Below are 24,156 nucleotides of genomic sequence, written 5' to 3' on the forward strand. Positions count from 1 at the left end.
GCCCCGTCCATGCGCATCTTCTGCAATTCGGCGCATAGTGCTGAAAACTATCGGCCGGTCACGTTACTGTCAGTTTCGTGTTCGCTGCAGAACGTCGCCAGTTGATCCTCGAAATGGTGCGAGCCAATGGGGCCGTGTCGCTCCGCGAGCTCGCCCGCGTCGTCCAGACCTCTGAAGTGACCGTACGGAGAGACGTACGGGCACTTGAGGCAGAAGGACTCCTCGACCGCCGCCACGGCGGTGCGGTGTTGCCGGGCGGATTCACGCGAGAATCCGGCTTCCCGCAGAAATCCCATCTCGCCACAGCGGAGAAGACGGCCATCGCCGACGTCGCCGCGAGCCTCGTCGAAGAAGGCGAGGCCATCGTCGTCGGCGCCGGGACGACCACGCAGGAGCTGGCCCGCCGGCTCGCCCGCGTGCCCGGACTGACCGTGGTCACCAACTCCCTGCTCGTCGCCCAGGCCCTCGCCCACGCCAACCGGGTCGAGGTCGTCATGACCGGCGGCACCCTCCGCGGCTCCAACTACGCCCTCGTGGGCAGCGGGGCCGAGCAGTCGCTCCAGGGCCTCCGGGTCTCCCGGGCCTTCCTCTCCGGAAGCGGCCTCACCGCCGAGCGCGGGCTCTCCACGTCCAACATGCTCTCCGCGAGCGTGGACCGGGCGCTCGTCCAGGCGGCTGCCGAGGTCGTGGTCCTGGCCGACCACACCAAGCTCGGCTCCGACACCATGTTCCAGACGGTGCCGACGGACGTCATCACCCGCCTGGTGACCGACGAACCCCCGGCCCACGACGAACGGGCCGCCACCGAGCTCCAGGCCCTCGCCGACCAGGGCGTGCAGATCGCCGTCGCCGGCACGGGCGCGGCCGCCGGCCCCTCCGGCGGTGACCAGGTCCCCCCGGGCGCCCGGCCCCGCCGTGACATGCCGCTCCCCGTCCAGCGCGGACGGATGGCGGCCGGTCAGTTCCGGGGACCGGGCGGCGGGATGGCCGCCGAGACGCTGGAGCGCACGGCCCGGGTCGCGGACATGCGCCGCCGCTGACGTCACCCGAGGGACCCTCCCCCAGGGGTCCCACGCCGTCCCCCGAAACCCTCAGTCCTTCAGTCCCCGCAGCGTCAGCGCGAGCAGACGGTCCGCCAGCTCCGCGTCCTCCGGGCACTGTTCCGCCGCCAACGCGATCGCGTTGGTCAGCTGCATCAGGTCGCCGATCGACACGTCGGCGCGCACCTGCCCCGCCTTCTGGGCCCGTTCGAGCAGCCGCTCGCCCGCCGCGCGCAGCGGATCACTGCACCGCGCCAGGGCCGAACTCCGGTCGTACGAGGCGGACATCAGCGCATGCGCGAGCCCCCGGTACTCGCCCGCGTGCGCGATCAGGGCCCGCAGCCACTCCACGAGCGCCCGGCACGGCGCGTCCGCCTCGGCCAGCACCCGTGAACGGTCGAGCAGTTCGGCCAGTGCCTCCTGGAAGACCGCGTTCAACAGGTCGGCCCGGGTGGGGAAGTGCCGGTAGAGCGTGCCGATCCCGACGCCCGCGCGGCGCGCGACCTCCTCCAGGGGCGCGTCCGCGCCCTGTGCCGCGAAGGCGGCGCGGGCCTCGATGAGCAGTCGCTCGTGGTTGCGGCGTGCGTCGGCGCGCATGGGCGAGAGGGCTCCCGTCGACGAAGGGCCCGCAGGCGGCTGCCTGCGGGCCCTTCGTACCGTACTTGCTGCGAGGTCAGTCCTTGATGTCGCAGATGGTGGCGCCGGAGGTGACGGAGGCGCCGACCTCGGCGCTCAGGCCCTTGACGGTGCCGGAGCGGTGCGCGTTGAGGGGCTGCTCCATCTTCATGGCCTCCAGGACGACGATCAGATCGCCTTCCTTGACCTCCTGGCCCTCCTCGACCGCGACCTTCACGATCGTGCCCTGCATCGGGGACGCGAGGGTGTCACCCGAGGCGGTCGGGCCGGACTTCTTCGCCGCACGCCGCTTCGGCTTCGCGCCGGCCGCGAGACCGGTGCGGGCCAGGGTCATGCCGAGCGAGGACGGCAGGGAGACCTCGAGGCGCTTGCCGCCGACCTCGACGACGATCGTCTCGCGGCCCGCCTCGTCCTCGTCCGCGTCCGAACCGGCCGGGGCGAACGGCTTGATCTCGTTGACGAACTCCGTCTCGATCCAGCGCGTGTGCACCCGGAACGGGTCGGCGGTGAAGGCGGGGTCGACCACGACGGCCTGGTGGAACGGGATCGCCGTCGCCATGCCCTCGACCTTGAACTCGCCCAGCGCGCGGGCGGCGCGCTGCAGCGCCTGCTCGCGGGTCGCGCCGGTCACGATCAGCTTGGCCAGGAGCGAGTCCCAGGCCGGGCCGATCACGCTGCCGGACTCCACACCCGCGTCCAGACGGACACCCGGGCCGGTCGGCGGCGTGAACACCGTGACCGTGCCGGGGGCCGGGAGGAAGCCACGACCCGGGTCCTCGCCGTTGATACGGAACTCGAAGGAGTGACCGCGGATCTCCGGGTCGCCGTAACCGAGCTCCTCGCCGTCGGCGATCCGGAACATCTCCCGGACCAGGTCGATGCCGGTGACCTCTTCGGTGACCGGGTGCTCGACCTGCAGACGGGTGTTGACCTCCAGGAAGGAGATCGTGCCGTCGACACCGACGAGGAACTCGACCGTGCCGGCGCCGACGTAGCCGGCCTCCTTCAGGATCGCCTTCGACGCCGCGTACAGCTGCGCGTTCTGAGCCTCGCTCAGGAACGGCGCGGGGGCCTCCTCGACGAGCTTCTGGTGGCGGCGCTGGAGCGAGCAGTCACGGGTGGAGACGACGACCACGTTGCCGTGGGAGTCGGCCAGGCACTGCGTCTCCACGTGACGGGGCTTGTCGAGGTAACGCTCGACGAAGCACTCGCCCCGGCCGAAGGCCGCGACGGCCTCACGGACGGCGGAGTCGTAGAGCTCCGGGACCTCCTCCAGGGTGCGGGCGACCTTCAGGCCACGCCCGCCGCCACCGAAGGCGGCCTTGATCGCGATCGGCAGACCGTGCTCCTGGGCGAAGGCCACGACCTCCTCGGCACCCGACACCGGGTCCGGCGTGCCCGCGACCAGCGGGGCGCCGGCGCGCTGCGCGATGTGACGCGCGGCGACCTTGTCACCCAGGTCCCGGATCGCCTGCGGCGGCGGACCGATCCACGTCAGACCCGCGTCGAGGACCGCCTGCGCGAACTCGGCGTTCTCCGAAAGGAAGCCGTAACCCGGGTGGACCGCGTCCGCGCCCGAGTCCTTCGCGGCCTGCAGGACCTTCGCCATGTCCAGGTAACTGGTCGCCGGAGTGTCACCGCCCAGAGCGAACGCCTCGTCCGCCGCCCGGACGTGCAGAGCGTCCCGGTCCGGCTCGGCGTACACGGCCACGCTGCCGATACCCGCGTCCCGGCACGCCCGGGCCACACGGACAGCGATTTCGCCACGGTTGGCGATGAGCACCTTGCGCACGATGGCTCCCTCCTTGAAAACAAGCTGAGTTTAGGGACTGCCGACACGGCCTTTCGACCCGTCCCCAGTGGTGAGCTTGCCCACACGGAGCGTGACCCCGGGCCCGCTCGGGTCGTGAATTCCCTTGTCGCACCACGGTACGCAGGGTTCCTTTACGGCACAGTAGCTCCGAGGTGTGGCGCAGGTCTCTGTTCGTGGGACCAGGGCCCATTCGGGTTTCTTTGTGGAGTCCCTACGAATGGCTCAACGATTCTTTGCCGCGCCGTCCCCCGTCGCCCGCCGTGCGCGAACTCTTGTCCGGGGGTTTACCGGCCAGTAGCCTTCGCGCTGTCGATCGTACTGTCGGTAACAGGCGAATCCAGGGGGTGGCCGAGGTGGCCCGCAGACCGATAGCTCTCGTGACGGCCGCGGTGCTCTTCCTCGAGGCACCCGGCATCGTCGCGATCAACGCCGTGATGGCGCGCTTCACGCAGGCCCAGTCGATGTCCCTCGACGGCATGGACCCCGACGCGATGGTCGCCGGCACCTGGGGGCTCGGCATCGCCTCCGGCGTCGCCCTCGCCGTCTGCGGCCTCGTCGCCCTCGTCGCGGGCCTCCGCGACCGCCGCCCGGGCCGCTTCGGCCGGGGGCTCCTCATCGGCTGCGCGGTCGTCCACGGCGTCCTCGGCGCGGTCGCCGTCGCCCTGCTCGGCTGGACCGCCTTCGCCTTCCTGGTGACCGTGCTCGGACTGCTCGTCCTCACCCTGGTGGCGTACGGGAAGGAGCAGGGCAAGGGCGCCGACGCCCGCGAGGAGGCAACGGCGCCCGTGTAGCGCCTGTCGGGCGGAAGGGCCGGGCAGGCCCTCGCGCCTTCCGGCCCTCCGGTCCGTCAGGCCCAGAGGTCGGTGATCTCGACGTCCAGCTTGCGCAGGAGCCTGCGCAGGAGCGGCAGGGACAGACCGATCACATTGCCCGGGTCGCCGTCGATGCCGTCGATGAACGGGGCCGAGCGGCCGTCCAGGGTGAACGCGCCCGCCACGTGCAGCGGTTCGCCGCTCGCCACGTACGCGGCGATCTCCTGGTCCGTCGGCTCGCCGAAGCGGACCACGGTGGAGGCCGTCGCCGACTCGTAGCGCTTGGCGGCCGTGTCGTACACGCAGTGGCCGGTCTGCAGGATGCCGACCCTGCCGCGCATCGACTTCCAGCGGGCGGTGGCCTCCTCGGCGTCGGCCGGCTTGCCGAGGGCCTGCTTGTCGAGCTCCAGGACGGAGTCGCAGCCGATGACGAGCGCGCCGAACACCTCGGGCCGGGCGGCGACATGGGCGGCCTTCGCCTCCGCGAGGGCGAGCGCGAGTTCGGCCGGGGTCGGGGCGTGGACCTTGTCCTCGTCGACGCCGCTCACGATCACCTCGGGGGCGAGTCCGGCCTGCCGGAGCAGACCGAGCCGGGCGGGGGAGGCGGAGGCGAGCACGACACGGCGCGGATCAGCAGTCATGGGGGCAGCGTAGCCAGTGACGGGCGTACGCACCCGCGCGCGTGGTCGGCCGTACGTACACGCGTGTTCGGTCATGCGCACGCGCGCGTGGTCGGCCGTGCGTACGCGCGTGGTCAGCGCACGCTCGCCACGAACATCGCCACCACCATCGCCAGCGCCAGCAGCACGCCGGTGCGGCGGAGCATCGCCTGCATGTCGCGCAGGAACTTCGGCGGCTGGTTCTTCGGGTCGGACCACAGCATGCCTCGATCCTCCGGGCGCGGCCCGCGGGGCGCCTGAGTACGGATACTCAGGCGCCCCCGTACCGAAGGACTATTCGCGGACGAACACCCCGTCCCGCGCGGCCGACAGCGCCGCCGCCACCGCCCGTTCCGCGACGGCCGCGTCGAGCTCCTCACGGGTGACCGTGAAGCGGTAGTAGAGCGGCGCGGAGACGGCGCGGAGGAGCTCGACGGGGTCCGTCCCCGCCGGGATCTCGTCGCGCGCCGCGCCCTTGGTGACGACCGGGGCCCATTCGGCGAGCCGGGTCCGGTAGAAGTCCGCGAGGGCGCGGGCGCACTCCTCGTCGCAGGCGGCCGCGGCGATGACCGCGCGGAAGACGGCGCCCATCCGGGGGTCCACGAGCGTGGCCCGGACGAGTTCGGCGTTGGCCCGCAGGTCGCCCGCGAGGCTGCCGGTGTCGGAGGCGGGGAGCGACTGCTCGGCCATGTCGTGCAGGAGGTCGGTGACCAGGCCGACGGGGGAGCCCCAGCGGCGGTACACGGTGGTCTTGCCGACTCCGGCGCTCGCGGCGATCCGGTCCATGTTCAGGGCGTGGAAGCCGGTGTCGGCGAGGGTGTCCCGGGTGGCGTCGAGGACCGCCCTGCGGACCTTCGCGGTGCGGCCGCCGGGGCGCGTGGTGCCGGGCGTGGCCGGCCGGCTCTCAGTCAAACGGGTCTCCAGTTCCATTAGCGCCATCGACTCTGCTACGGTACGGGACATCTTAACGGAACTAGTCTCCCATTAAGGGGTCCTCCGCATGGTCACCCTCGATCGCCCCACCCCCACGGACCGCGCCGAAGCCCGGATGACCGGCCGGATGCGGCTCGTCCTCGTCGTCCTCCTCCTCGCCCAGTTCATGCTTGCCGTCGACTTCTCGATCCTGAACGTCGCCCTGCCCGTCATCGGTCAGGGACTCGGCTTCACCCTCGGCGGACTCCAGTGGATCGCCACCGCCTTCGCCCTCGCCGCCGCCGGATTCACCCTCCTCTTCGGGCGCGTCGCCGACCTGATCGGACGCCGCCGCCTCTTCCTCGGCGGCATGGCCCTCCTCGGCGCCTCCTCCCTCGTCGGCGGCCTCGCCACCGGGCCCGAGATGCTCATGGCCGCCCGCGTCGCCCAGGGCCTCGCCACCGCCGCCGTCACCCCCGCCGGGCTCTCCCTGCTCACCTCCTCCTTCCCCGAGGGCCCGCTGCGGGCCAAGGCGCTCGGCCTGAACGGCGCCCTCATGTCCGCGGGCTTCACCACCGGCGCGATCCTCGGCGGCGTCCTCACCGACCTGCTCTCCTGGCGCTGGGCCTTCCTCGTCAACGTGCCGGTGGCCCTCGCCGTCCTCCTCGTCGCCCCCGCCGTCATCCAGGAGAGCCGCCCCGCCGTCCGGCCCCGCCTCGACGTGCCCGGCGCGATCACCGTCACCGGCGGACTCCTCGCCCTCGTCTACGGCCTGACCGTCACCGGCGAGCACGGCTGGACCGACCCCACCGCGCTCACCGCCCTCGCCGCCGGCGCCGCGCTCCTCGCCGCCTTCGTCCTCGTCGAGCGGCGGGCCGCCTCGCCCCTCGTCCCGATCCACGTCCTGAAGCGCCGCACGGTCGTCTGGGGCAACCTCGCCGGACTCGTCGCCTTCGTCACCGAGACCTCGCTGGTCTTCCTGATGACCCTGTACCTCCAGGACGTCCTGGGCTTCTCCCCGCTCGCCGCCGGACTCTCCTTCGGCGTCCTCGGCGCCGGCACGATCCTCGGCGGGGTGACCGCCTCCCGCTTCATCGGCCGCTTCGGCTCCCGCGCCGCCCTCGTCGCCGGCGGACTCCTCCAGGCCCTCGCGACCCTCGCCCTGTACGGACTCGGCGACGACCGCGGCAGCCTCGCCCTGCTGCTCGCCGCGACCTTCGCCGGCGGCGTCGGCAACATGCTCGCGATCGTCGGCTTCATGGTCACCGCCACCTCGGGCATCCCCGACGGCGAGCAGGGCATGGCGACCGGGCTCGCGACCATGACCCAGCAGATCGGCATCACCATGGGCACCCCGATCATGAGCGCCGTCGTCGTCACCGCGCCCGTGCTCCTCGACGGCATCGGCCTCGCGGTCCTCGTCAACGCCGCGATCGTCGCCGCCGGAGCCGTACTCTCCGGCCTCTTCCTCCGCCGTACGTGACCGGCGCCCGGGCATGCGAAAGGCCGGACCTCCCGCACACGGGGTCCGGCCTTTCTCGTACTGCGACGACTACACGGGCCAGTACGACCGCGCCCAGGCCCGCGGGCCCGGCCGCTGACGTACCGCACGTGCGATACGGGAGGGATCCGACCACCCCTCCGGCACCGCCGGGCCGCCCGCCTCGGCGGACGCCGCCGCCGTGGCCGCGGCCCGGGCTTGGACCACCGCCAGTGCGGCGGCCAACTCCTCCGGAGTGGGGTTGCCTCGTACGACCTTGATCATGTCGGCTCCTTGAGGGTCCGGAAGGGCTAGAGCGGGATGTTGCCGTGCTTCTTCGGAGGCAGGGATTCCCGCTTCGTACGGAGCTGACGCAGGCCCTTCACGATCTGCGGGCGCGTGTCCGACGGCAGGATCACCCCGTCGATGTAGCCGCGCTCGGCCGCCGTGTACGGGTTGAGCAGCGCGTCCTCGTACTCCCGCATCAGCCGCGCCCGCTCGGCCTCCTGGTCCTCGGCCGCGGCGATCGTCCGCCGGTGCAGGATGTTCACCGCGCCCTGCGCGCCCATGACCGCGATCTGCGCCGTCGGCCACGCCAGGTTCAGGTCGGCGCCCAGGTGCTTGGAGCCCATGACGTCGTACGCGCCGCCGAAGGCCTTCCGCGTGATGACCGTGATCAGCGGGACCGTCGCCTCCGCGTACGCGTAGATCAGCTTCGCGCCGCGCCGGATGATGCCGCCGTACTCCTGGTCCACGCCCGGCAGGAAGCCCGGCACGTCCACGAAGGTCAGGACCGGGATGTTGAAGGCGTCGCAGGTCCGGACGAACCGCGCGGCCTTCTCGGACGCGTCGATGTCCAGGCAGCCCGCGAACTGCATCGGCTGGTTCGCGACCACACCGACCGGGAAGCCCTCGACCCGGCCGAAGCCGGTCAGGATGTTCGGCGCGAACAGCGCCTGCGTCTCCAGGAACTCGCCGTCGTCGAGGACGTGCTCGATGACCTTGTGCATGTCGTACGGCTGGTTCGCCGAGTCCGGGATCAGCGTGTCGAGCTCGCGGTCCTCGTCCGTCACCTCGGTCTCCGCGACCTCGGGGAACGCCGGCGCCTCGGAGAGGTTGTTCGACGGGAGGTACGAGAGCAGGGACTTGACGTACTCGATCGCGTCCTTCTCGTCAGCCGCCAGGTGGTGCGCCACGCCCGAGGTCGAGTTGTGCGTCCGGGCGCCGCCCAGCTCCTCGAAGCCCACGTCCTCGCCGGTCACCGTCTTGATGACGTCCGGACCCGTGATGAACATGTGCGAGGTCTGGTCCACCATCACCGTGAAGTCGGTGATCGCGGGGGAGTACACCGCGCCGCCCGCGGCGGGGCCCACGATCAGGGAGATCTGCGGGATCACCCCGGAGGCGTGGGTGTTGCGGCGGAAGATCTCGCCGTACATGCCGAGCGCGCTCACACCCTCCTGGATGCGGGCGCCGCCGGAGTCGTTGATGCCGATGACCGGGCAGCCCGTCTTCAGCGCGAAGTCCATCACCTTGATGATCTTCTGGCCGAAGGTCTCGCCCAGCGCCCCGCCGAAGACCGTGAAGTCCTGCGAGAACACGGCGACCGGGCGGCCGTCCACCGTGCCGTAGCCGGTGACGACACCGTCTCCGTACGGCCGGTTCTTCTCCAGGCCGAAGTTCGTCGAGCGGTGCCTGGCCAGCTCGTCCAGCTCCACGAACGAGCCCTCGTCCAGGAGGAGGGCGATCCGCTCGCGCGCGGTCAGCTTGCCCTTGGCATGCTGCTTCTCCACCGCGCGCTCCGAGCCGGCGTGCGTGGCCTCGTCGATACGGCGCTTGAGGTCCGCGATCTTGCCCGCGGTCGTGTGAATGTCGATCTCGTACTGCTCTGCCGGCTCGGACATCGGGATGCGGCTCCCTGCCTGGTCACGGGGGGTTCGTTGACTACGAATGGGCTACTGCTGGCCTACTGACCCGTAGCGTATCGACGCCGATACGGTTCGGCACTGCGGTCTTTGCCACACCTAGTCTGGCTTGCATGACGTCCTCTCAAGGCTCCGGCGGACCCTGGTCCGACCTCGAACGGCCCCCGCTGAACGCCCCCGCGCTGCGCCGCGCCCTCGTCCTCCCCGACGGACTGTGGACCTCGCTCGACGTGGTCACCACCACCGGCTCCACCAACAGCGACCTCGCCGCCCGGGCCGACGAGCTGCCCGAGGGCGCGGTGCTCGTCGCCGAGGAGCAGACCTCGGGCCGCGGCCGGCTCGACCGCACCTGGACGGCGCCCGCCCGCTCGGGGCTCTTCCTGTCCGTCCTCCTCAAGCCCGCCGTGCCCGTCCACCGCTGGGGCTGGCTGCCGCTCCTCACCGGCGTGGCCGCCGCCACCGGCCTCGCGAAGGCCGCCGGCGTCGACACGTCCCTCAAGTGGCCCAACGACCTTCTGGTTTCTGTCGCGGGCGAGGAGCGCAAGACCGGCGGCATCCTCGCCGAGCGGGCCGGCGCCGATGCCATCGTCGTCGGCCTCGGCATCAACGTCACCCTCCGTGAGGACGAGCTGCCCGTCCCGGCGGCCGGCTCCCTCCTCCTCGCCGGAGCGGTCTCCACCGACCGCGACACCCTCCTGCGGGCCGTCCTGCGCTCCCTCGCCCAGTCGTACGGCGACTGGGTACGGGCAGACGGCGACCCGGCCGCCTCCGGCCTCCAGGCGGCCTACGCGGCCCAGTGCGCCACCCTCGGCCGCCGCGTCCGCGCCGAGCTCCCCGGCGAGCGCATGCTGGAAGGAGAGGCGATGGCCCTGGACGGCGACGGCCGCCTGGTCGTCGCGACCGAGGGCGGCGGCACGGAAGCGGTGGGAGCGGGCGACATCGTCCACCTGCGGACGTGACGGTAGGTGGGGGCATACGTTCCGCCTGGGGGTCCCCCCTGGACGAAGTCCTCGGGGGCGGAACGGGTGGGCACACCGGAACCCGCCGCGCGCTGCGCCCTCCGGGCCGTTCACCCGGAGGGCCCGCGCACCCGGGAGCACCCGCACGGCCTGGGGCTCGTACCCCGGCCATGGGACGGAATGGCTCGCCGTTCAGGCGTGAGCCATTCCACAGCTGCCGTATCGTGGACCGCGATCCAGGCGACAGATCGGCAGGACAAGTGGGCAGGGAACGGGCAGGAGGCGGCCGGTGACCGTCGACGACGCGAACGCGGGTGGCGGCGCCGAGCCGGCTGAGCCGCCGACGTATCCCACCCCCCACCACGAGGTCGACCACACGGCCGAGCCGAGCCACGACCCCCTCGCCATCCGCCTCGAACAGCTCATCCTCGGCGCGGACCGCCGCTACACCCCGTTCCAGGCCGCCCGCACCGCCGGCGTCTCCATGGAGCTCGCCTCCCGCTTCTGGCGCGCCATGGGCTTCGCCGACATCGGCCAGGCCAAGGCGCTCACCGAGGCCGACGTCCTCGCCCTGCGGCGGCTCGCCGGCCTCGTCGAGGCCGGACTGCTCAGCGAGCCGATGGCCGTGCAGGTCGCCCGTTCCACCGGGCAGACCACCGCGCGCCTCGCCGAATGGCAGATCGACTCCTTCCTGGAGGGCCTGACCGAGCCGCCCGAGCCCGGGATGACCCGCACCGAGGTCACGTACCCGCTGGTCGAGCTGCTCCTGCCCGAGCTGGAGGAGTTCCTGATCTACGTGTGGCGCCGGCAGCTCGCCGCCGCCACCGGCCGGGTCGTCCAGGCCGCCGACGACGAGGAGATGGTCGACCGCCGGCTGGCCGTCGGCTTCGCGGACCTCGTCGGCTTCACCCGGCTGACCCGCCGCCTGGAGGAGGAGGAGCTCGGCGAGCTCGTCGAGGCCTTCGAGACCACCTGCGCGGACCTCGTGGCCGCGCACGGCGGCCGGCTGATCAAGACCCTCGGCGACGAGGTGCTGTACTGCGCCGACGACCCGGGCACGGCCGCCGAGATCGCGCTCCGGCTCATCGAGACCCTCGGTCACGACGAGACGATGCCCGCGCTGCGCGTCGGCATCGCCTTCGGCACCGTGACGACCCGGATGGGCGACGTCTTCGGCACCACCGTGAACCTGGCCAGCCGCCTCACTTCGATAGCCCCCAAGGACGCCGTACTCGTCGACGGCGCGCTCGCGGAGGAGCTGACGAGGACCGGTGAGGCGCCCGCCTCGGAGGCGGAGGCGGCCGAGGAGGCGGCCCGCGCCGAGAAGGAGGGCCGCCAGGCCGCCACGTACCGCTTCGCGCTCCAGCCCATGTGGCAGCGCCCGGTCCGAGGCCTCGGCGTCGTCGAACCCTGGCTCCTGAGCCGCCGCCCGACTTAGGATCTCCCGGTGAACGCCTGTTAACAGCCGTTAACAGGCCCGAACCGGGAGGGTGCGGTCATGTCCGAGCAGCGCTTTGGTGAGTTCGTGGTGGTCCGGAAGGACGGTCACGTCGCGGAGCTGGTCCTCGACCGGCCCAAGGCCATGAACGCCGTCTCCTCCGAGATGGCCCGCTCCATCGGCGTCGCCTGCGACGCCCTCGCCGCCGACCCGGACGTCCGCGTCACCGTCCTGACCTCCTCGAACGACCGCGCCTTCTGCGTCGGCGCCGACCTGAAGGAGCGCAACTCCTTCACCGACGCCGAGCTCGTCCGCCAGCGCCCGACCGCCCGCGCCGCCTACACCGGCGTCCTGGAGCTGCCGATGCCGACCGTCGCCGCCGTGCACGGCTTCGCCCTCGGTGGCGGCTTCGAGCTGGCGCTCGCCTGCGACGTCATCGTCGCCGACGCGACCGCCGTCGTCGGCCTCCCCGAGGTCTCCGTGGGCGTGATCCCCGGCGGCGGCGGTACACAGCTGCTCCCGCGCCGGGTCGGTGCGGCGCGCGCGGCCGAGCTGGTCTTCACGGCCCGCCGGGTGGAGGCGGCCGAGGCCCGCGAGCTGGGCCTCGTCGACGTGCTGGAGGAGGACGCGCGGACGGCGGCCCTGGAGCTCGCCGGGCGGATCGCGGCGAACTCGCCGGTCGGCCTGCGCGCCGCGAAGAAGGCGATGCGGCTCGGTCAGGGCCTGGACCTGCGGGCGGGCCTGGAGGTCGAGGACGCGGCCTGGCGTTCGGTGGCCTTCTCGGGCGACCGGGCGGAGGGCGTGGCGGCCTTCAACGAGAAGCGGAAGCCGAACTGGCCGGGCGAGTAGGCGTCCGGTCGAGGCACTTCTACCGTTTTGTACCAAATGTGACTTACGGTGACGTCTCGGAGGGGAAAACGGATCAAACCTCCCTAAGCTGGAGGAATGGGTGAGGACGTGCGGCTGCGGGCCGTAGTGGCGCTGGCGCAGGGGATGGCGGCGGCGCACACCCCGCGCGAGTTCTGGCGGGCGGCGGCGCTCGGGGCCTGCGACGGACTCGACGGGAGCTTCGCCGCCCTGTCCGTCTGGCAGCGGGACCACGGCCGCCTCAAGGTCCTGGTGAACGCCGGGGACCGCGCCGTCGGCGAGGAGGAGTTCCCGGACTCGGAGACGTATCCGGTGCACCAGTTCCCCGAGATCACCGAGTTCCTGCACGAGCAGTGGGCGGGCGGCGGCGAGCCGGACGCGTGGGTGGAGACGGCCGCCGACTCCCTGCCGACCGGCCGGGTGGTGGGCCTGCGGCGGCGGGGGCGCGGCTGCTGTGTGGTGGCCCCGATCGTGCTGCACGGGCGCGCGTGGGGCGAGCTGTATGTGGCCCGCCCACCGCAGCAGAAACCTTTCACCCGGGAGGACGCCGACTTCGCGACCGTCCTGGCGGCGGTCGTCGCGGCCGGCATCGCCCAGGCCGAACGCCTGGAGGAGGTCCGCAAGCTGGCCTTCACCGACCCCCTGACGGGCCTCGCGAACCGGCGGGCCGTCGACACCCGCCTGGACGAGGCCATCGAGCGCTACCGGGCGGACGGCTCCGTCGTGAGCCTCGTGGTCTGCGACCTGAACGGCCTCAAGCGCGTCAACGACACCCACGGCCACGCCGTCGGCGACCGCCTCCTCGAACGCTTCGGCTCGGTCCTCTCCCGCTGCGGCGCCAGGCTCCCCGGCGCCCTCGCGGCCCGCCTGGGCGGCGACGAGTTCTGCCTGCTCACCGTCGGCCCGACGGCGGACGAGGTCGTCGCGGTCGCCGAGGAGCTGTGCGTACGGGCGGCGGAGCTGGAGCTCGGCGAGGGCGTGGCCTGCGGGGTCGCGTCCACCGGCGACCCCATCGGCCCCCTCAGGTCGGCCCGGCGCCTCTTCCGGCTCGCCGACGCGGCCCAGTACCAGGCCAAGGCCGACCGCTCGTCGAAGCCCGTCGTCGCCGGCCGCGACGGCACGGTCATCCGCCTCGCCGACGCGCCCCCCGGCGCCCGCGACCGCCGCCGCTTCCGGGACGCCCCTACGGCGGAGCTGCCGAAGGATCTCGACACCCCGGCGGCGGAGCCCCCGAAGGACCTCTAGGGACGAGTGGTCCCGTACGAACCGGGGCCGGCGGGTGTCCCTACCCCGGCACGACCACAGGCAGCGGTTCACGGGCCGCGTGCCAGGCCGGGGGGAGTCCGGCGACGCCCGTGCGGGCGGCGATCACCCCGCCCGCGATCGCGCAGGTGGTGTCGATGTCGCCGCGCCCGGCGACGGTGAACCACAGGCCCTCGTGCAGGTCGTCGAGGTGGCTCGCCGCGCACCACAGCGCGTACGGGACGGTGTCGGGCCCGGACATCCGGTAGCCGGAGCCCAGGACCTCCGCCGCGTGCCGGACCGAGGTGCGTTCCGGCATCCGGGCGGCGATCCGCAGCCCCGACCGGACGTCACTGTCGGGGAGCCGTTCGGCGACCGCCCTGAGGAAGTCCGGCCGGGCGGGTGCCTGTCCGCCCCGGCTGCGGGTCGCCAGCGCCGCGGCGAGGGAGACCGCCACCGCCGCGGCGACCGCCTCCGGGTGGTGGTGCGAGACCGCGCTCTGACGGGCCGCCTGCTCGGCGACCGCGTCGAGGTCGGCGGCGTGCCAGGCGCCGAGCGGAGCGGCGCGCATGGCCGCGCCGTTGCCCCAGGAGCCCTGGCCGCCGAACTGTCCGGAGACCACGTCCCGCCAGGGCTCGCCCGCGCCGATGCGGCGGAGCACGTCGTGCATCGAGGCCCCGTAACCACGGTGCGTGTCATCGGCGTAGGCGGCCGCGAAGCGCACGGCGAGGCGGTCCTGGTCGACGGTGCCGTCACCCTCGGCGAGTTCCCGTACGAGAACGAGCGCCTGGGCGGTGTCGTCGCTCCACCGCCACAGCGGCTCGGGAGGCAGGGTCCGCGCCTCCAGGACCTCCGTGCCTTCCCGGCGCAGGATGCCGAACCAACGGTCTCCGAAGGCGTCACCGAAGGCGAGTCCGTGCAATGAGTCCAGTACAGCTGCCGGGGTGTTGAGCATGGGCGCAGTATTCCGGCGCGGATCCACTCTTGTCCTGGGCTTTTGGCCAGGACGCGCAGGGTGCGGTGTCGCGTGACGACAAGGGTGATCTTGACAGGGCGTTCGGCGCGCCGTGATGCTCGGTCGACTAGTGAAGTGAGGTCGGATGAACGCCTACACGCCTGATCTGGAACGCGCGCGGAAGGTGCTGGCCGCGCAGCCCTTCAGCACCTACCTGGGCGCCCGGCTGACGGCCTTCGGGGACGGGGTCGCGGTACTGGAGCTCGACGTCCGCGACGAGCTCCGACAGCAGAACGGCTTCGTCCACGGCGGTGTCCTCAGCTACGCCGCGGACAACACGCTCACCTTCGCCGCCGGCACGGTCGCCGGCACCGGGCTGCTCACCGCCGGGTTCACCATCGACTACCTGCGCCCCGCCCGCGGCGAGACGCTCCGGGCCCGCGCCCAGGTCGTACGACCCGGCCGGAGCCGGGTCGTCTGCCGTTGCGAGCTGTTCATGCTGGACTCCGACGGCAACGAGACGCTCTGCGCGATCGCCCAGGGCACGATCTCCGTCGCCGACACGGCCCCGCCGGAGCCGGCTGCCTAGCTCACACGTCCGAGTGGACGATGTTCCACAGGTCGAAGTAGGAGCCGTAGCTCCTGTTGTCGCAGGTGTCGAGCTTCACCTGGGCGTTGGTGCCGTTGCAGCTCCACCCGGCTTACGGCGGGGTCGGTGGTGTGGACGGGCCGGCTTACGGCGGGGTCGGTGGTGTGGACGGGCCGGCTTACGGCGGGGTCCGGCGCCGCCTCGCCGGCCGCTGAGGCGCAGACTGGGAGCGCAGGGGTGAGGATCCGTCCGGTAAGGGGCCGTCCCGTGGAGGGCCGGTGACGAAATCGACTAGTGACATGTCGGTCTTCAATCCGTAGGGTGCTGAATATGGATATGCAGACAGTCGTCCTCGGCACGTCCGGCACGACCCCGCAGGACGTCATCGACGTCGCCCGCCACGGCGCCCGCGTCGAGCTGTCGACCGAGGCAGTGAGCGCCCTGGCCGCCGCCCGGGCCATCGTCGACGCGCTCGCCGCCAAGCCCGAGCCCGTCTACGGGGTCTCCACCGGCTTCGGCGCGCTCGCCACCCGGCACATCAGCCACGAGCTCCGCGCGCAGCTCCAGCGCAACATCGTCCGCTCGCACGCCGCCGGCATGGGCCCGCGCGTCGAGCGCGAGGTCGTCCGCGCCCTGATGTTCCTCCGGCTGAAGACCGTCGCCTCCGGGCACACCGGCGTCCGCCCCGAGGTCGCCCAGACCATGGCCGACGTCCTCAACGCCGGCATCACCCCGGTCGTCCACGAGTACGGCTCCCTCGGCTGCTCCGGCGACCTCGCCCCGCTCTCCCACTGCGCCCTCGCGCTCATGGGCGAGGGCGACGCCGAAGGCCCCGACGGCGTGGTCAAGCCCGCCGGCGAGCTCCTCGCCGCCGCCGGCATCGCACCCGTCGAGCTCAAGGAGAAGGAGGGCCTCGCCCTCCTCAACGGCACCGACGGCATGCTCGGCATGCTGATCATGGCCCTCGCCGACCTCGACACGCTCTACAAGTCGGCCGACATCACCGCCGCGCTCTCCCTCGAAGCCCTCCTCGGCACCGAGAAGGTCCTCGAACCCGAGCTGCACGCCATCCGCCCGCACCCCGGCCAGGCCGCCTCCGCCGCCAACATGCTGGCCGTGCTCAAGGGCTCCGGCCTCACCGGCCACGCCCAGGCGGGCGAGGCCCCCCGCGTCCAGGACGCCTACTCGGTGCGCTGCGCCCCGCAGGTCGCCGGCGCGGGCCGCGACACCATGGCCCACGCCCGGCTCGTCGCCGAGCGCGAGCTCGCCGCCGCCGTCGACAACCCGGTGGTCCTGTCGGACGGCCAGGTCCGCTCCAACGGCAACTTCCACGGCGCCCCCGTCGCGTACGTCCTCGACTTCCTCGCGATCGCCGCCGCCGACCTCGGCTCCATCGCCGAGCGCCGCACCGACCGGCTCCTCGACAAGAACCGCTCGCACGGCCTCCCGCCGTTCCTCGCGGACGACGCCGGCGTCGACTCGGGCCTGATGATCGCCCAGTACACGCAGGCCGCCCTGGTCAGCGAGATGAAGCGGCTCGCCGTCCCGGCCTCCGCCGACTCCATCCCGTCCTCCGCCATGCAGGAGGACCACGTCTCGATGGGCTGGTCCGCCGCCCGCAAGCTGCGCACCGCGATCGGCAACCTCAACCGGATCATCGCGGTCGAGCTGTACGCCGCCACCCGCGGTGTCGAGCTCCGCGAGGGCCTCACCCCGGCGCCCGCCTCGCAGGCCGCCATCGACGCCCTTCGCGCGGCCGGCGTCGAGGGGCCCGGCCCGGACCGGTTCCTCGCCCCCGACCTGGCCGCCGCCGACACCTTCGTACGCGAAGGAAAGCTGGTCGCGGCGGTGGAGCCGGTCACCGGCCCGCTGGCGTAGGCACGAACGACACCGAAGGGCCGCCCCCGATCACCGGGGGCGGCCCTTCACGCGTGCGGGAGCACCGTCAGGAGGCGCGGCCCCGGCGCCGCATCGCGAGCGCCACGAAACCCGCCCCGACGCCGAGGAAACCCGTCCCGCCGAGCAGGTACGGCGTGGTGTCCCCGTCCCCGGTCTCGGCCAGGCGCCCGTCGTCCAGGACGGGACCTTCCTGGGTCACCCCGATCCGCACCCCGCCGTGCTGGTCGGTGGCGTTCGCGGACGGCACGAACCACAGGGCGCACAGCAGCGTCCCCGCGGCGGTGGCGGTCAGCAGTGGGCGTCGGGCGGCGGACACGGAAATTTCGATCCCCCTTGCGGAAACCGCGAATTGGTCGGTGCGCCGATGCTACGGAACACAGCGGGTCGCGGGAAAGCCGAGGGCCTCCGGCCGCCTACGCTCCGACCCATGAGTACATCTGAGACCGCACGCTATGTCCGCCTTCGCGTCGATGTCGTCCTGGAGATCGACGGACCCGCCGAACTGACCGAGGCCGCCGAGGCCCGGATCGACGGCGACGAGTTCATGCCCGAGGAGGAGCGGGTGCACGCGCGCGAGGCGGCGCGCGAGGACAGCGCCGAGGCCCTCGCCTACCTCGTCGAGCCCTTCGACCTGATCCGCGACGTCCCCGGGATCGAGATGGTCCAGGCCTCCTGGAGCAGCGAGGAGATCGAATACGACCCCGATGCGCTGGAGTGGGACCTCGGCGAGGAAGATGGGGACGAGGAAGACGACGACCGGCCGTAGGGCCGGAATCCGCCCTGTTCACAGGCCCCGGGACGGCGTCCCGGGGTCTTTCCGCGCCCCGGGAACCGGACGGCGGGCCCGTGCGTGTGGATCAGTGGTGTTCCCCACAAACCCTCCGGTCATGGAACCGGACGGGGTGTCATGGGCGTTCATAGAAGAAGTTGGCAGGGAACCGGCGACGATGGAGAAGCGTGTGATGACGGTCGGCAAGCGCCGCAGGAGCCTGGCGGCCGCGGCCGCGGTGCTCGGTGGCGTACTCGTGCTCTCGGCGTGCAACGACGGGGACAAGGGCGGCAGCGCCTCCGGTTCCGCGACGCCGCAGTCACAGGCCCAGGTCGACGAGGCGGCCGCGCAGAAGACCTCCAAGGCGCAGATCACCATCTCGCCGAAGAACGGCGCGCAGAACGCCTCCATCAACAACGACGCCAAGGTCACCGTGACCGAGGGCAAGCTCACCCAGGTCACCATGACCTCCGCCGAGGGCGTCGAGGTCAAGGGCGACATAGCGGCCGACGGGCTCAGCTGGAAGCCGAGCGGGGCGCTCAAGCGGGCCACGGTCTACAAGATCGCCGCCACCGCCACCGACGCGGAGGGCCTGGAGGCCCACGAGAACTCCTCGTTCACCACCGTCTCGCAGGCGAACAGCTTCATCGGCAACTTCACGCCCGAGGACGGCTCGACCGTCGGCGTCGGCATGCCGGTCTCGATCAACTTCAACAAGGCGATCAGCGACAAGAAGGCCGTCCAGGGCGGCATCACGGTCTCCTCCAGCTCCGGCCAGGAGGTCGTCGGGCACTGGTTCAACTCGACGCGTCTCGACTTCCGCCCCGACGCGTACTGGACCGAGGGCTCGACCGTCACCCTGAAGCTCGACCTCGACGGCGTCGAGGGCGCGGACGGCGTCTTCGGCGTCCAGCAGAAGACCGTCACCTTCAAGATCGGCCGCAACCAGGTCTCGACCGTCGACGTCGCCACCAAGACCATGACGGTCAAGCAGGACGGCAAGACGATCAAGACCATCCCGATCTCCGCCGGCTCCCCGGACAACACCACCTACAACGGTCAGATGGTGATCTCCGAGAAGTTCAAGGAGACCCGGATGAACGGCGCCACCGTCGGCTTCACCGACGACGACGGCAAGGGCGAGTACGACATCAAGGACGTGCCGCACGCCATGCGCCTGTCCACCTCCGGCACCTTCATCCACGGCAACTACTGGGGCGCGCGGTCGATCTTCGGCAGCGTGAACACCAGCCACGGCTGCGTCGGCCTCGCCGACGTCAAGGGCGCGGGCGACCCGAACCAGACGGCCGCCTGGCTCTTCGACAACTCGATGGTCGGTGACGTCGTGATCGTCAAGAACTCCAACGACAAGACGATCAAGCCCGACAACGGCCTCAACGGCTGGAACCTGAGCTGGTCGGAGTGGAAGGCCGGCTCGGCCGTCTGACCCCCGCAGGCACACAGGAAGGCCCCCTCCCGCACCGGGAGGGGGCCTTCCTGCGCAGGAGAGGGGTCTTCCCGCGCGGGAGGGGCCGTCCGTCCGTCAGTCCCGTACGTCCACGGGCTCGTCCACGCCCCACTGCGCGAGCAGCCGCAGCGCGTCCGCCGAGGGCGTCCCCGGCTCCGCGTGGTACGTCACGAGGACCAGGTCCGGATCGTCTCCGGCCACCTTCAGCGACTCGTACGCCAGCGTCATCTCGCCCACCAGCGGATGCCGCAGCCGCTTCGTCCCGTGCCCCTTGTCGGTCACCGTGTGCGCCGCCCACAGCGAGCGGAACTCCTCGCTCCGCACCGACAGCTCGCCCACGAGCGCGAGCAGCTGCTGATCGTCCGGGTAGCAGCCCGCGTACAGCCGCAGCACGCTCACGACCTCGGTCGCCTTGCACTCCCAGTCGACGTAGAGATCGCGCGCGTTCGGATCGAGGAAGATCATCCGGGCCATGTTCCGGTCGCCCGGCTCCCAGGCGGCGAAGTCGCCCATCAGTGCCCGCGCCATCCGGTTCCAGCCCAGGATGTCGCCCCGGCGGCCCAGCAGGAACGCAGGCACCCCGTCCAGCGCGTCCAGGAGGTGCTGGAGCCCCGGCCGCACCCGCTGCGGACGCGCGATCGCCGCACGCTGCCGCTTCTTCACCGTCGGCTTCGCCAGATGCGTCAGATGCGCCCGCTCGGTGTCGCTCAGCCGCAGGGCCCGCGCGATGGAGTCGAGCACCTCCATGGACACGTTCCGCCCGTTGCCCTGCTCGAGCCGGGTGTAGTACGCCACGGACACCCCGGCCAGCTGCGCCAGCTCCTCACGGCGGAGCCCCGGCACGCGCCGGTGCCGCCCGAACTCGGGCAGGCCCACGTCCTGCGGCTTCAGCCGGGCCCGCCGGGAGCGCAGGAATTCACTGAGTTCGGCACTGAGGTCCATCCGTCCCATTATCGCCGCCGGGCCGCGCCGACGGACGTACGTTCCTGACCCTGCCAGTGGTAGGCACGCCGGTCGTAGGCAGAACAGGTGGCTGGGTGAAGCCGCCGCCCTCCTGCAGGCTTGGCGCATGACCACGAACGTGACCACCGTCCCCGCGTACGCCGCACCCGCCGCCGACGCCCCGCTGGAGCGCACCACCGTGCCGCGCCGGCCCGTCGGAGAGCACGACGTCCTCATCGAGATCAAGTACGCCGGAATCTGCCACTCCGACATCCACCAGGCCACCAACGGCTGGGGCGAGGGCATCTTCCCGATGGTCCCCGGACACGAGATCGCCGGCATCGTCGCCGAGGCCGGCCCCGGCGTCACGAAGTTCAAGGTCGGCGACCGCGTCGGCGTCGGCTGCTTCGTCGACTCCTGCCGCGCGTGCGAGTACTGCCTGCGCGGCCTGGAGCAGTACTGCACCGGCGGCATGACCGGCACGTACAACGCGCTCGACAAGAACGGCGAGCCGACCTACGGCGGCTACTCCACCCACATCGTCGTCGACGAGAACTACACCCTGCGCATCCCCGAGGGCATCGGGCTCGACGAGGCCGCCCCGCTGCTCTGCGCCGGCATCACCCTCTACTCGCCGCTCGCCCACTGGCAGGCCGGCCCCGGCAAGAAGGTCGCGATCGTCGGCCTCGGCGGCCTCGGCCACATGGGCGTCAAGATCGCCCACGCCCTCGGCGCCGAGGTGACCGTCCTCAGCCAGTCGCTGCGCAAGCAGGAGGACGGCCTCAAGCTGGGCGCCGACCACTTCCACGCGACCGGCGACCCGGAGACCTTCAAGAAGCTCGCCGGCACCTTCGACCTGGTGATCTCCACGGTCTCGGCGCCGCTCGACTTCGACGCCTACCTGAGCCTGGTCAAGACGGACGGCGCCCTGGTGAACGTCGGCGCCCCCGAGGAGCCCGTCAAGATCGGCCTCTTCTCCCTCATCGGCGGCCGCAAGACCCTCGCCGGCTCGATGATCGGCGGCATCGCCGAGACCCAGGAGATGCTCGACTTCTGCGCGGCGCACGGCCTGGGCGCCGAGATCGAACTGATCCGCGCGGACCAGATCAACGAGGCGTACGAGCGGGTCGTGAAGAGCGACGTCCGCTACCGCTTCGTGATCGACACGGCCACGATCTGATCCCGCGGCGGCCGGGGGCCCAGGCGATGATGGCCGGGCCATGACGTCCGGGCCATGACGTCCGGGGCATGACGTCCGGGGCATGACGTCCGGGGTAATCGACCCGGACGCCGTGCCCCGGCACGCTGTTCCCATGACCGCATACGCGATAGCGAACCTGCACCCGTCGGCCGACCTCCACGACGAGGTCCTCACGTACATGGAGCGGATCCAGTCCACGCTGGACCCCTTCGGAGGCCGCTTCCTCGTGCACGGCACGCCCGCCCGCGAGGTCCGCGAGGGCAGCTGGCCCGGCGGCCTCGTCATCGTCGGCTTCCCGGCGTACGAGGACGCCCGCGCGTGGTACGACTCCGAGGCCTACCAGGCCCTGCTCCCCCTCCGCACCCGCCACATGCCCGGCGACCTCCTCCTGATCGACGGGGTCCCGGAGGGCTACGAGACGGCCGCGACGGCGGGCCGCCTCCGAGCCGCCGTCAACTGACCCTCGCGCACAGGGAGTCGGTCGACCCGTGCAGCAGGTTCAGGGTCTTGTACCCGGTGGGGGAGACCTCCAGGGTGTAGGCGCCGTCGACCGTGTAGAGACCGCGCGGCACGTTCCCGCCGCCCTCGCCGAAGCCCGCGAGGATCGGCCCGACCACGTACCAGGACTGGGAGCGGTCCGGACGGATCTCGACCACCGCCCGGCCGCTCGCGTCCGCGTCGTACGAGGCACCGGTCGCCGAGTTGACGACCCGGACCACCAGGTCGCCCTTGTACTCCACGAGCTTCGTACCGTCCTCGTACGTGGCGAGAGTGCGTCGCACGACCTCGTCGACCACGGGCGAACCCTGGACGGCGAAGTCGCAGCGGGCGCCGGCCGGATAGGACCAGGAGGGCGAGGGGGCCGGCTCCCAGCCGCCGGTGGTCCCGGTGGCCCCGGTGGTACCGGTGGCCCCGGCGGACCCGGCGGACCCGGCGGACCCGGTGGTACCGGTGGCCCCGGCGGACCCGGTGGTCCCGGTGGCCCCGGCGGACCCGGCGGACCCGGTGGTCCCGGTGGTCCCGGTGGCCCCGGCGGGGGCGGTGACCGTCAGCAGGGCGCCGGCGGCCGCCAGGGCGACGAGAACGCGTCGCTTCATGAGAACTCCTCGGTGAGACGGGAAGTGCGTGACCGGACGTCACCCTCCTCCCGCCGCCTGACCACATCCTGACCACCCTCCGACTCACCCCTTAGGGTGACCGGCACCATGGACTTCACCCTTCTCGGCCCCTTCGAGGCCCGCCACGAAGGGCGCCGCGTGCGGCTCGGGAGCCGACGCCAGGAGCGGTGCCTGCTCGCGGTCCTCCTCCTGGAGGCGGGCCGCCCCGTCCCCATCGACCGGCTCGCCGACCTCCTGTGGAACGGCACCCCGCCCGCCGGTGCCCGCACCACCCTCCACACCTACGTCGGCCGCCTGCGCTCCGCGCTCAAGCCGTACGGCGTGACCGTGGAGACCCGCCACGACGGCTACGCGGCCGACGTGGCCGGACACACCGTGGACGTCCGGGAGTTCCTCGACCTCGCCGGCCGGGCCGCCCTCGCCGCCGACCCCGGTGAACAGGTCCGCTGCCACGACGCCGCCCTCGCGCTCTGGCGCGGCCCGCTCCTCGCCGACACCCTCGACGACACCCAGCGGGACCGGCTCGGCGGACGGCTCGCCGAACTGCGCCTGACCGCACTCGAACAGCGCGCCGAGGCCCAGCTCACCATGGGCCTCCACGAACGGGTCCTCGCCGGCCTCACCCCGCTCGCGGACGAACACCCGGGCAGGGAGCGGCTGGTGGCCGCCCGTATGACCGCCCTCTACCGCGCGGGCCGGCAGGCCGAGGCCCTGGAACTCCACAGGGCCACCCGCGACCACCTCGTCACCGAACTCGGCATCGAACCCGGCCCGGCCCTCACGACGCTGCACGAACGCATCCTGAACGCGGACCCCCGCCTCGACCGCCCGCCGGCCCCGCTCTACGCGGTCCGGGTCCGCGAGGAGTGGCTGCCCTGGTCCACCGGCGGCCACCCGGCCCTGGAGTTCTGCAACACGTACGCGGGCTGGCACCGCGCGCCAGCCCTACCGGGCTCCGACTGGCTCCGCACCTACCGCACCCTGGCCGTCTGGGCCGGCCACCAGGCCCTCGCCGACGACCCCCTCGTCGACCGGCTCCTCGCCACCGCCCGCGCTCGCCCCACGGAGGCCGCCGACGCCCTCGTGGAGGCGAAGGCCTTCCGTACCGCCCTCTACGCCTGCCTCACCACCCCGGCCGACCTCCGCGCCTTCCGCACGGTCGCGGCCGTCGCCGAGGACGCCGCCCGCGCAGCGGTCCTGAACCTCGACGAGGACGGCCTCGCCCACTGGCGCCTCCCGCCCGCCACGGGCCTGCGGCTCCCGCTCCTCGCCACCGCCCGCGCCGCCGCCGACCTCCTCGCCGACCCCCGCCGCCTCACCCTCCGCGCCTGCCCGAGCGACGACTGCGGCTGGCTCTTCCTGGACACGACCGGCCGCCGCCGCTGGTGCTCGACGGCAACCTGCGGCGGCGCCCGGTCCTGAGCCCGACCCC

General features: G+C 72.4%; 25 protein-coding genes. 14 read left to right on the forward strand and 11 right to left on the reverse strand.

The genetic code is table 11. The annotated features are described in order from the left end of the window. Window positions 1-113 precede the first annotated feature (113 nt). Window positions 114-1,040 carry a DeoR/GlpR family DNA-binding transcription regulator gene (locus tag ACN9M0_RS23020; RefSeq protein ID WP_399695919.1) on the forward strand — a complete coding sequence of 309 codons (927 nt, stop codon included), beginning with the start codon at window positions 114-116 and terminating at the stop codon, window positions 1,038-1,040. Between the two features lie 51 nt (window positions 1,041-1,091). Here the strand turns inward: ACN9M0_RS23020 and ACN9M0_RS23025 are convergent, their stop codons facing one another. Beyond that, window positions 1,092-1,637 carry a TetR/AcrR family transcriptional regulator gene (locus ACN9M0_RS23025; RefSeq protein WP_399695920.1) on the reverse strand — a complete coding sequence of 182 codons (546 nt, stop codon included), beginning with the start codon at window positions 1,635-1,637 and terminating at the stop codon, window positions 1,092-1,094. A gap of 76 nt (window positions 1,638-1,713) precedes the next feature. Beyond that, window positions 1,714-3,468: an acetyl/propionyl/methylcrotonyl-CoA carboxylase subunit alpha gene (locus ACN9M0_RS23030; RefSeq protein ID WP_366036149.1), complete on the reverse strand. Its 1,755-nt coding sequence runs from the start codon at window positions 3,466-3,468 to the stop codon at window positions 1,714-1,716. A gap of 374 nt (window positions 3,469-3,842) precedes the next feature. Here ACN9M0_RS23030 and ACN9M0_RS23035 point away from each other — a divergent pair, with 374 nt between their 5' ends. Further along, complete coding sequence (locus ACN9M0_RS23035; RefSeq protein ID WP_366036150.1) at window positions 3,843-4,280, forward strand: hypothetical protein; 438 nt, start codon at window positions 3,843-3,845, stop codon at window positions 4,278-4,280. A gap of 56 nt (window positions 4,281-4,336) precedes the next feature. Here the strand turns inward: ACN9M0_RS23035 and ACN9M0_RS23040 are convergent, their stop codons facing one another. The 3 genes from ACN9M0_RS23040 to ACN9M0_RS23050 all read right to left on the reverse strand — a co-directional run bounded on the left by ACN9M0_RS23040 (window position 4,337) and on the right by ACN9M0_RS23050 (window position 5,923). Then, complete coding sequence (locus tag ACN9M0_RS23040) at window positions 4,337-4,942, reverse strand: nucleoside triphosphate pyrophosphatase (RefSeq protein WP_366036151.1); 606 nt, start codon at window positions 4,940-4,942, stop codon at window positions 4,337-4,339. A 113-nt stretch (window positions 4,943-5,055) separates the two neighbouring features. Then, window positions 5,056-5,184, reverse strand: a complete 129-nt coding sequence (gene mmpB / locus ACN9M0_RS23045; RefSeq protein ID WP_366036152.1) for a morphogenic membrane protein MmpB — start codon at window positions 5,182-5,184, stop codon at window positions 5,056-5,058. Window positions 5,185-5,254: 70 nt separating this feature from the next. Beyond that, window positions 5,255-5,923, reverse strand: coding sequence for a TetR/AcrR family transcriptional regulator (locus tag ACN9M0_RS23050; protein ID WP_399695921.1), 669 nt, complete (start codon window positions 5,921-5,923; stop codon window positions 5,255-5,257). Between the two features lie 37 nt (window positions 5,924-5,960). Between ACN9M0_RS23050 and ACN9M0_RS23055 the strand changes: the two genes are divergently transcribed. Beyond that, window positions 5,961-7,355, forward strand: a complete 1,395-nt coding sequence (locus ACN9M0_RS23055) for an MFS transporter (RefSeq protein ID WP_426404118.1) — start codon at window positions 5,961-5,963, stop codon at window positions 7,353-7,355. 69 nt (window positions 7,356-7,424) lie between these two features. On the opposite strand, the gene ACN9M0_RS23060 is transcribed toward ACN9M0_RS23055, so the two are convergent. Then, window positions 7,425-7,637, reverse strand: coding sequence for an acyl-CoA carboxylase epsilon subunit (locus ACN9M0_RS23060; protein WP_030687388.1), 213 nt, complete (start codon window positions 7,635-7,637; stop codon window positions 7,425-7,427). A gap of 26 nt (window positions 7,638-7,663) precedes the next feature. Beyond that, entirely contained in the window at window positions 7,664-9,256 is a 1,593-nt protein-coding gene (locus tag ACN9M0_RS23065) for an acyl-CoA carboxylase subunit beta (protein ID WP_366036154.1), read from the reverse strand. 134 nt (window positions 9,257-9,390) lie between these two features. On the opposite strand from ACN9M0_RS23065, the gene ACN9M0_RS23070 reads away from it, so the two are divergent. From ACN9M0_RS23070 to ACN9M0_RS23085, 4 genes are all read left to right on the forward strand, one after another. After that, complete coding sequence (locus tag ACN9M0_RS23070; protein ID WP_366036155.1) at window positions 9,391-10,236, forward strand: biotin--[acetyl-CoA-carboxylase] ligase; 846 nt, start codon at window positions 9,391-9,393, stop codon at window positions 10,234-10,236. A 289-nt stretch (window positions 10,237-10,525) separates the two neighbouring features. Beyond that, entirely contained in the window at window positions 10,526-11,674 is a 1,149-nt protein-coding gene (locus tag ACN9M0_RS23075; RefSeq protein WP_366036156.1) for an adenylate/guanylate cyclase domain-containing protein, read from the forward strand. Between the two features lie 60 nt (window positions 11,675-11,734). Next, window positions 11,735-12,523: an enoyl-CoA hydratase/isomerase family protein gene (locus tag ACN9M0_RS23080; protein ID WP_426404119.1), complete on the forward strand. Its 789-nt coding sequence runs from the start codon at window positions 11,735-11,737 to the stop codon at window positions 12,521-12,523. 96 nt (window positions 12,524-12,619) lie between these two features. Further along, window positions 12,620-13,786 (forward strand): GGDEF domain-containing protein, encoded by a 1,167-nt coding sequence (locus ACN9M0_RS23085; protein ID WP_366036158.1) that lies wholly within the window; start codon window positions 12,620-12,622, stop codon window positions 13,784-13,786. Window positions 13,787-13,826: 40 nt separating this feature from the next. Here ACN9M0_RS23085 and ACN9M0_RS23090 read toward each other — a convergent pair whose 3' ends face one another. After that, complete coding sequence (locus ACN9M0_RS23090) at window positions 13,827-14,738, reverse strand: ADP-ribosylglycohydrolase family protein (RefSeq protein WP_366036159.1); 912 nt, start codon at window positions 14,736-14,738, stop codon at window positions 13,827-13,829. A gap of 145 nt (window positions 14,739-14,883) precedes the next feature. On the opposite strand from ACN9M0_RS23090, the gene ACN9M0_RS23095 reads away from it, so the two are divergent. Both ACN9M0_RS23095 and hutH read left to right on the forward strand, forming a co-directional pair. Beyond that, window positions 14,884-15,327: a PaaI family thioesterase gene (locus ACN9M0_RS23095; protein ID WP_399695923.1), complete on the forward strand. Its 444-nt coding sequence runs from the start codon at window positions 14,884-14,886 to the stop codon at window positions 15,325-15,327. A 336-nt stretch (window positions 15,328-15,663) separates the two neighbouring features. Next, window positions 15,664-17,205, forward strand: coding sequence for a histidine ammonia-lyase (gene hutH, locus ACN9M0_RS23100; protein ID WP_366036373.1), 1,542 nt, complete (start codon window positions 15,664-15,666; stop codon window positions 17,203-17,205). Between the two features lie 67 nt (window positions 17,206-17,272). Here hutH and ACN9M0_RS23105 read toward each other — a convergent pair whose 3' ends face one another. Next, the gene (locus tag ACN9M0_RS23105) at window positions 17,273-17,542 is read right to left on the reverse strand and encodes a hypothetical protein (protein ID WP_366036161.1); all 270 of its coding nucleotides are present in this window, start codon (window positions 17,540-17,542) and stop codon (window positions 17,273-17,275) included. A 111-nt stretch (window positions 17,543-17,653) separates the two neighbouring features. Between ACN9M0_RS23105 and ACN9M0_RS23110 the strand changes: the two genes are divergently transcribed. Then, on the forward strand, window positions 17,654-17,992 hold the full coding sequence (locus ACN9M0_RS23110) for a hypothetical protein (protein WP_366036162.1): 339 nt from the start codon (window positions 17,654-17,656) through the stop codon (window positions 17,990-17,992). 181 nt (window positions 17,993-18,173) lie between these two features. After that, window positions 18,174-19,442, forward strand: a complete 1,269-nt coding sequence (locus tag ACN9M0_RS23115; RefSeq protein ID WP_366036163.1) for a L,D-transpeptidase — start codon at window positions 18,174-18,176, stop codon at window positions 19,440-19,442. 96 nt (window positions 19,443-19,538) lie between these two features. On the opposite strand, the gene ACN9M0_RS23120 is transcribed toward ACN9M0_RS23115, so the two are convergent. After that, window positions 19,539-20,405, reverse strand: coding sequence for a helix-turn-helix domain-containing protein (locus ACN9M0_RS23120; RefSeq protein WP_366036164.1), 867 nt, complete (start codon window positions 20,403-20,405; stop codon window positions 19,539-19,541). A gap of 127 nt (window positions 20,406-20,532) precedes the next feature. Here ACN9M0_RS23120 and ACN9M0_RS23125 point away from each other — a divergent pair, with 127 nt between their 5' ends. Continuing rightward, on the forward strand, window positions 20,533-21,585 hold the full coding sequence (locus ACN9M0_RS23125) for an NAD(P)-dependent alcohol dehydrogenase (protein ID WP_366036165.1): 1,053 nt from the start codon (window positions 20,533-20,535) through the stop codon (window positions 21,583-21,585). Between the two features lie 133 nt (window positions 21,586-21,718). Then, window positions 21,719-22,066: a DUF1330 domain-containing protein gene (locus ACN9M0_RS23130; protein WP_366036166.1), complete on the forward strand. Its 348-nt coding sequence runs from the start codon at window positions 21,719-21,721 to the stop codon at window positions 22,064-22,066. On the opposite strand, the gene ACN9M0_RS23135 is transcribed toward ACN9M0_RS23130, so the two are convergent. Then, window positions 22,059-22,703 carry a hypothetical protein gene (locus ACN9M0_RS23135; RefSeq protein WP_426404120.1) on the reverse strand — a complete coding sequence of 215 codons (645 nt, stop codon included), beginning with the start codon at window positions 22,701-22,703 and terminating at the stop codon, window positions 22,059-22,061. The genes ACN9M0_RS23130 and ACN9M0_RS23135 overlap by 8 nt on opposite strands. Before the next feature lie 108 nt (window positions 22,704-22,811). Here ACN9M0_RS23135 and ACN9M0_RS23140 point away from each other — a divergent pair, with 108 nt between their 5' ends. After that, window positions 22,812-24,146, forward strand: coding sequence for a BTAD domain-containing putative transcriptional regulator (locus ACN9M0_RS23140; RefSeq protein WP_426404121.1), 1,335 nt, complete (start codon window positions 22,812-22,814; stop codon window positions 24,144-24,146). Window positions 24,147-24,156 lie beyond the last annotated feature (10 nt).

It is taken from the genome of Streptomyces sp. R-07 (genome assembly GCF_049913175.1).
Taxonomy (GTDB): domain Bacteria; phylum Actinomycetota; class Actinomycetes; order Streptomycetales; family Streptomycetaceae; genus Streptomyces.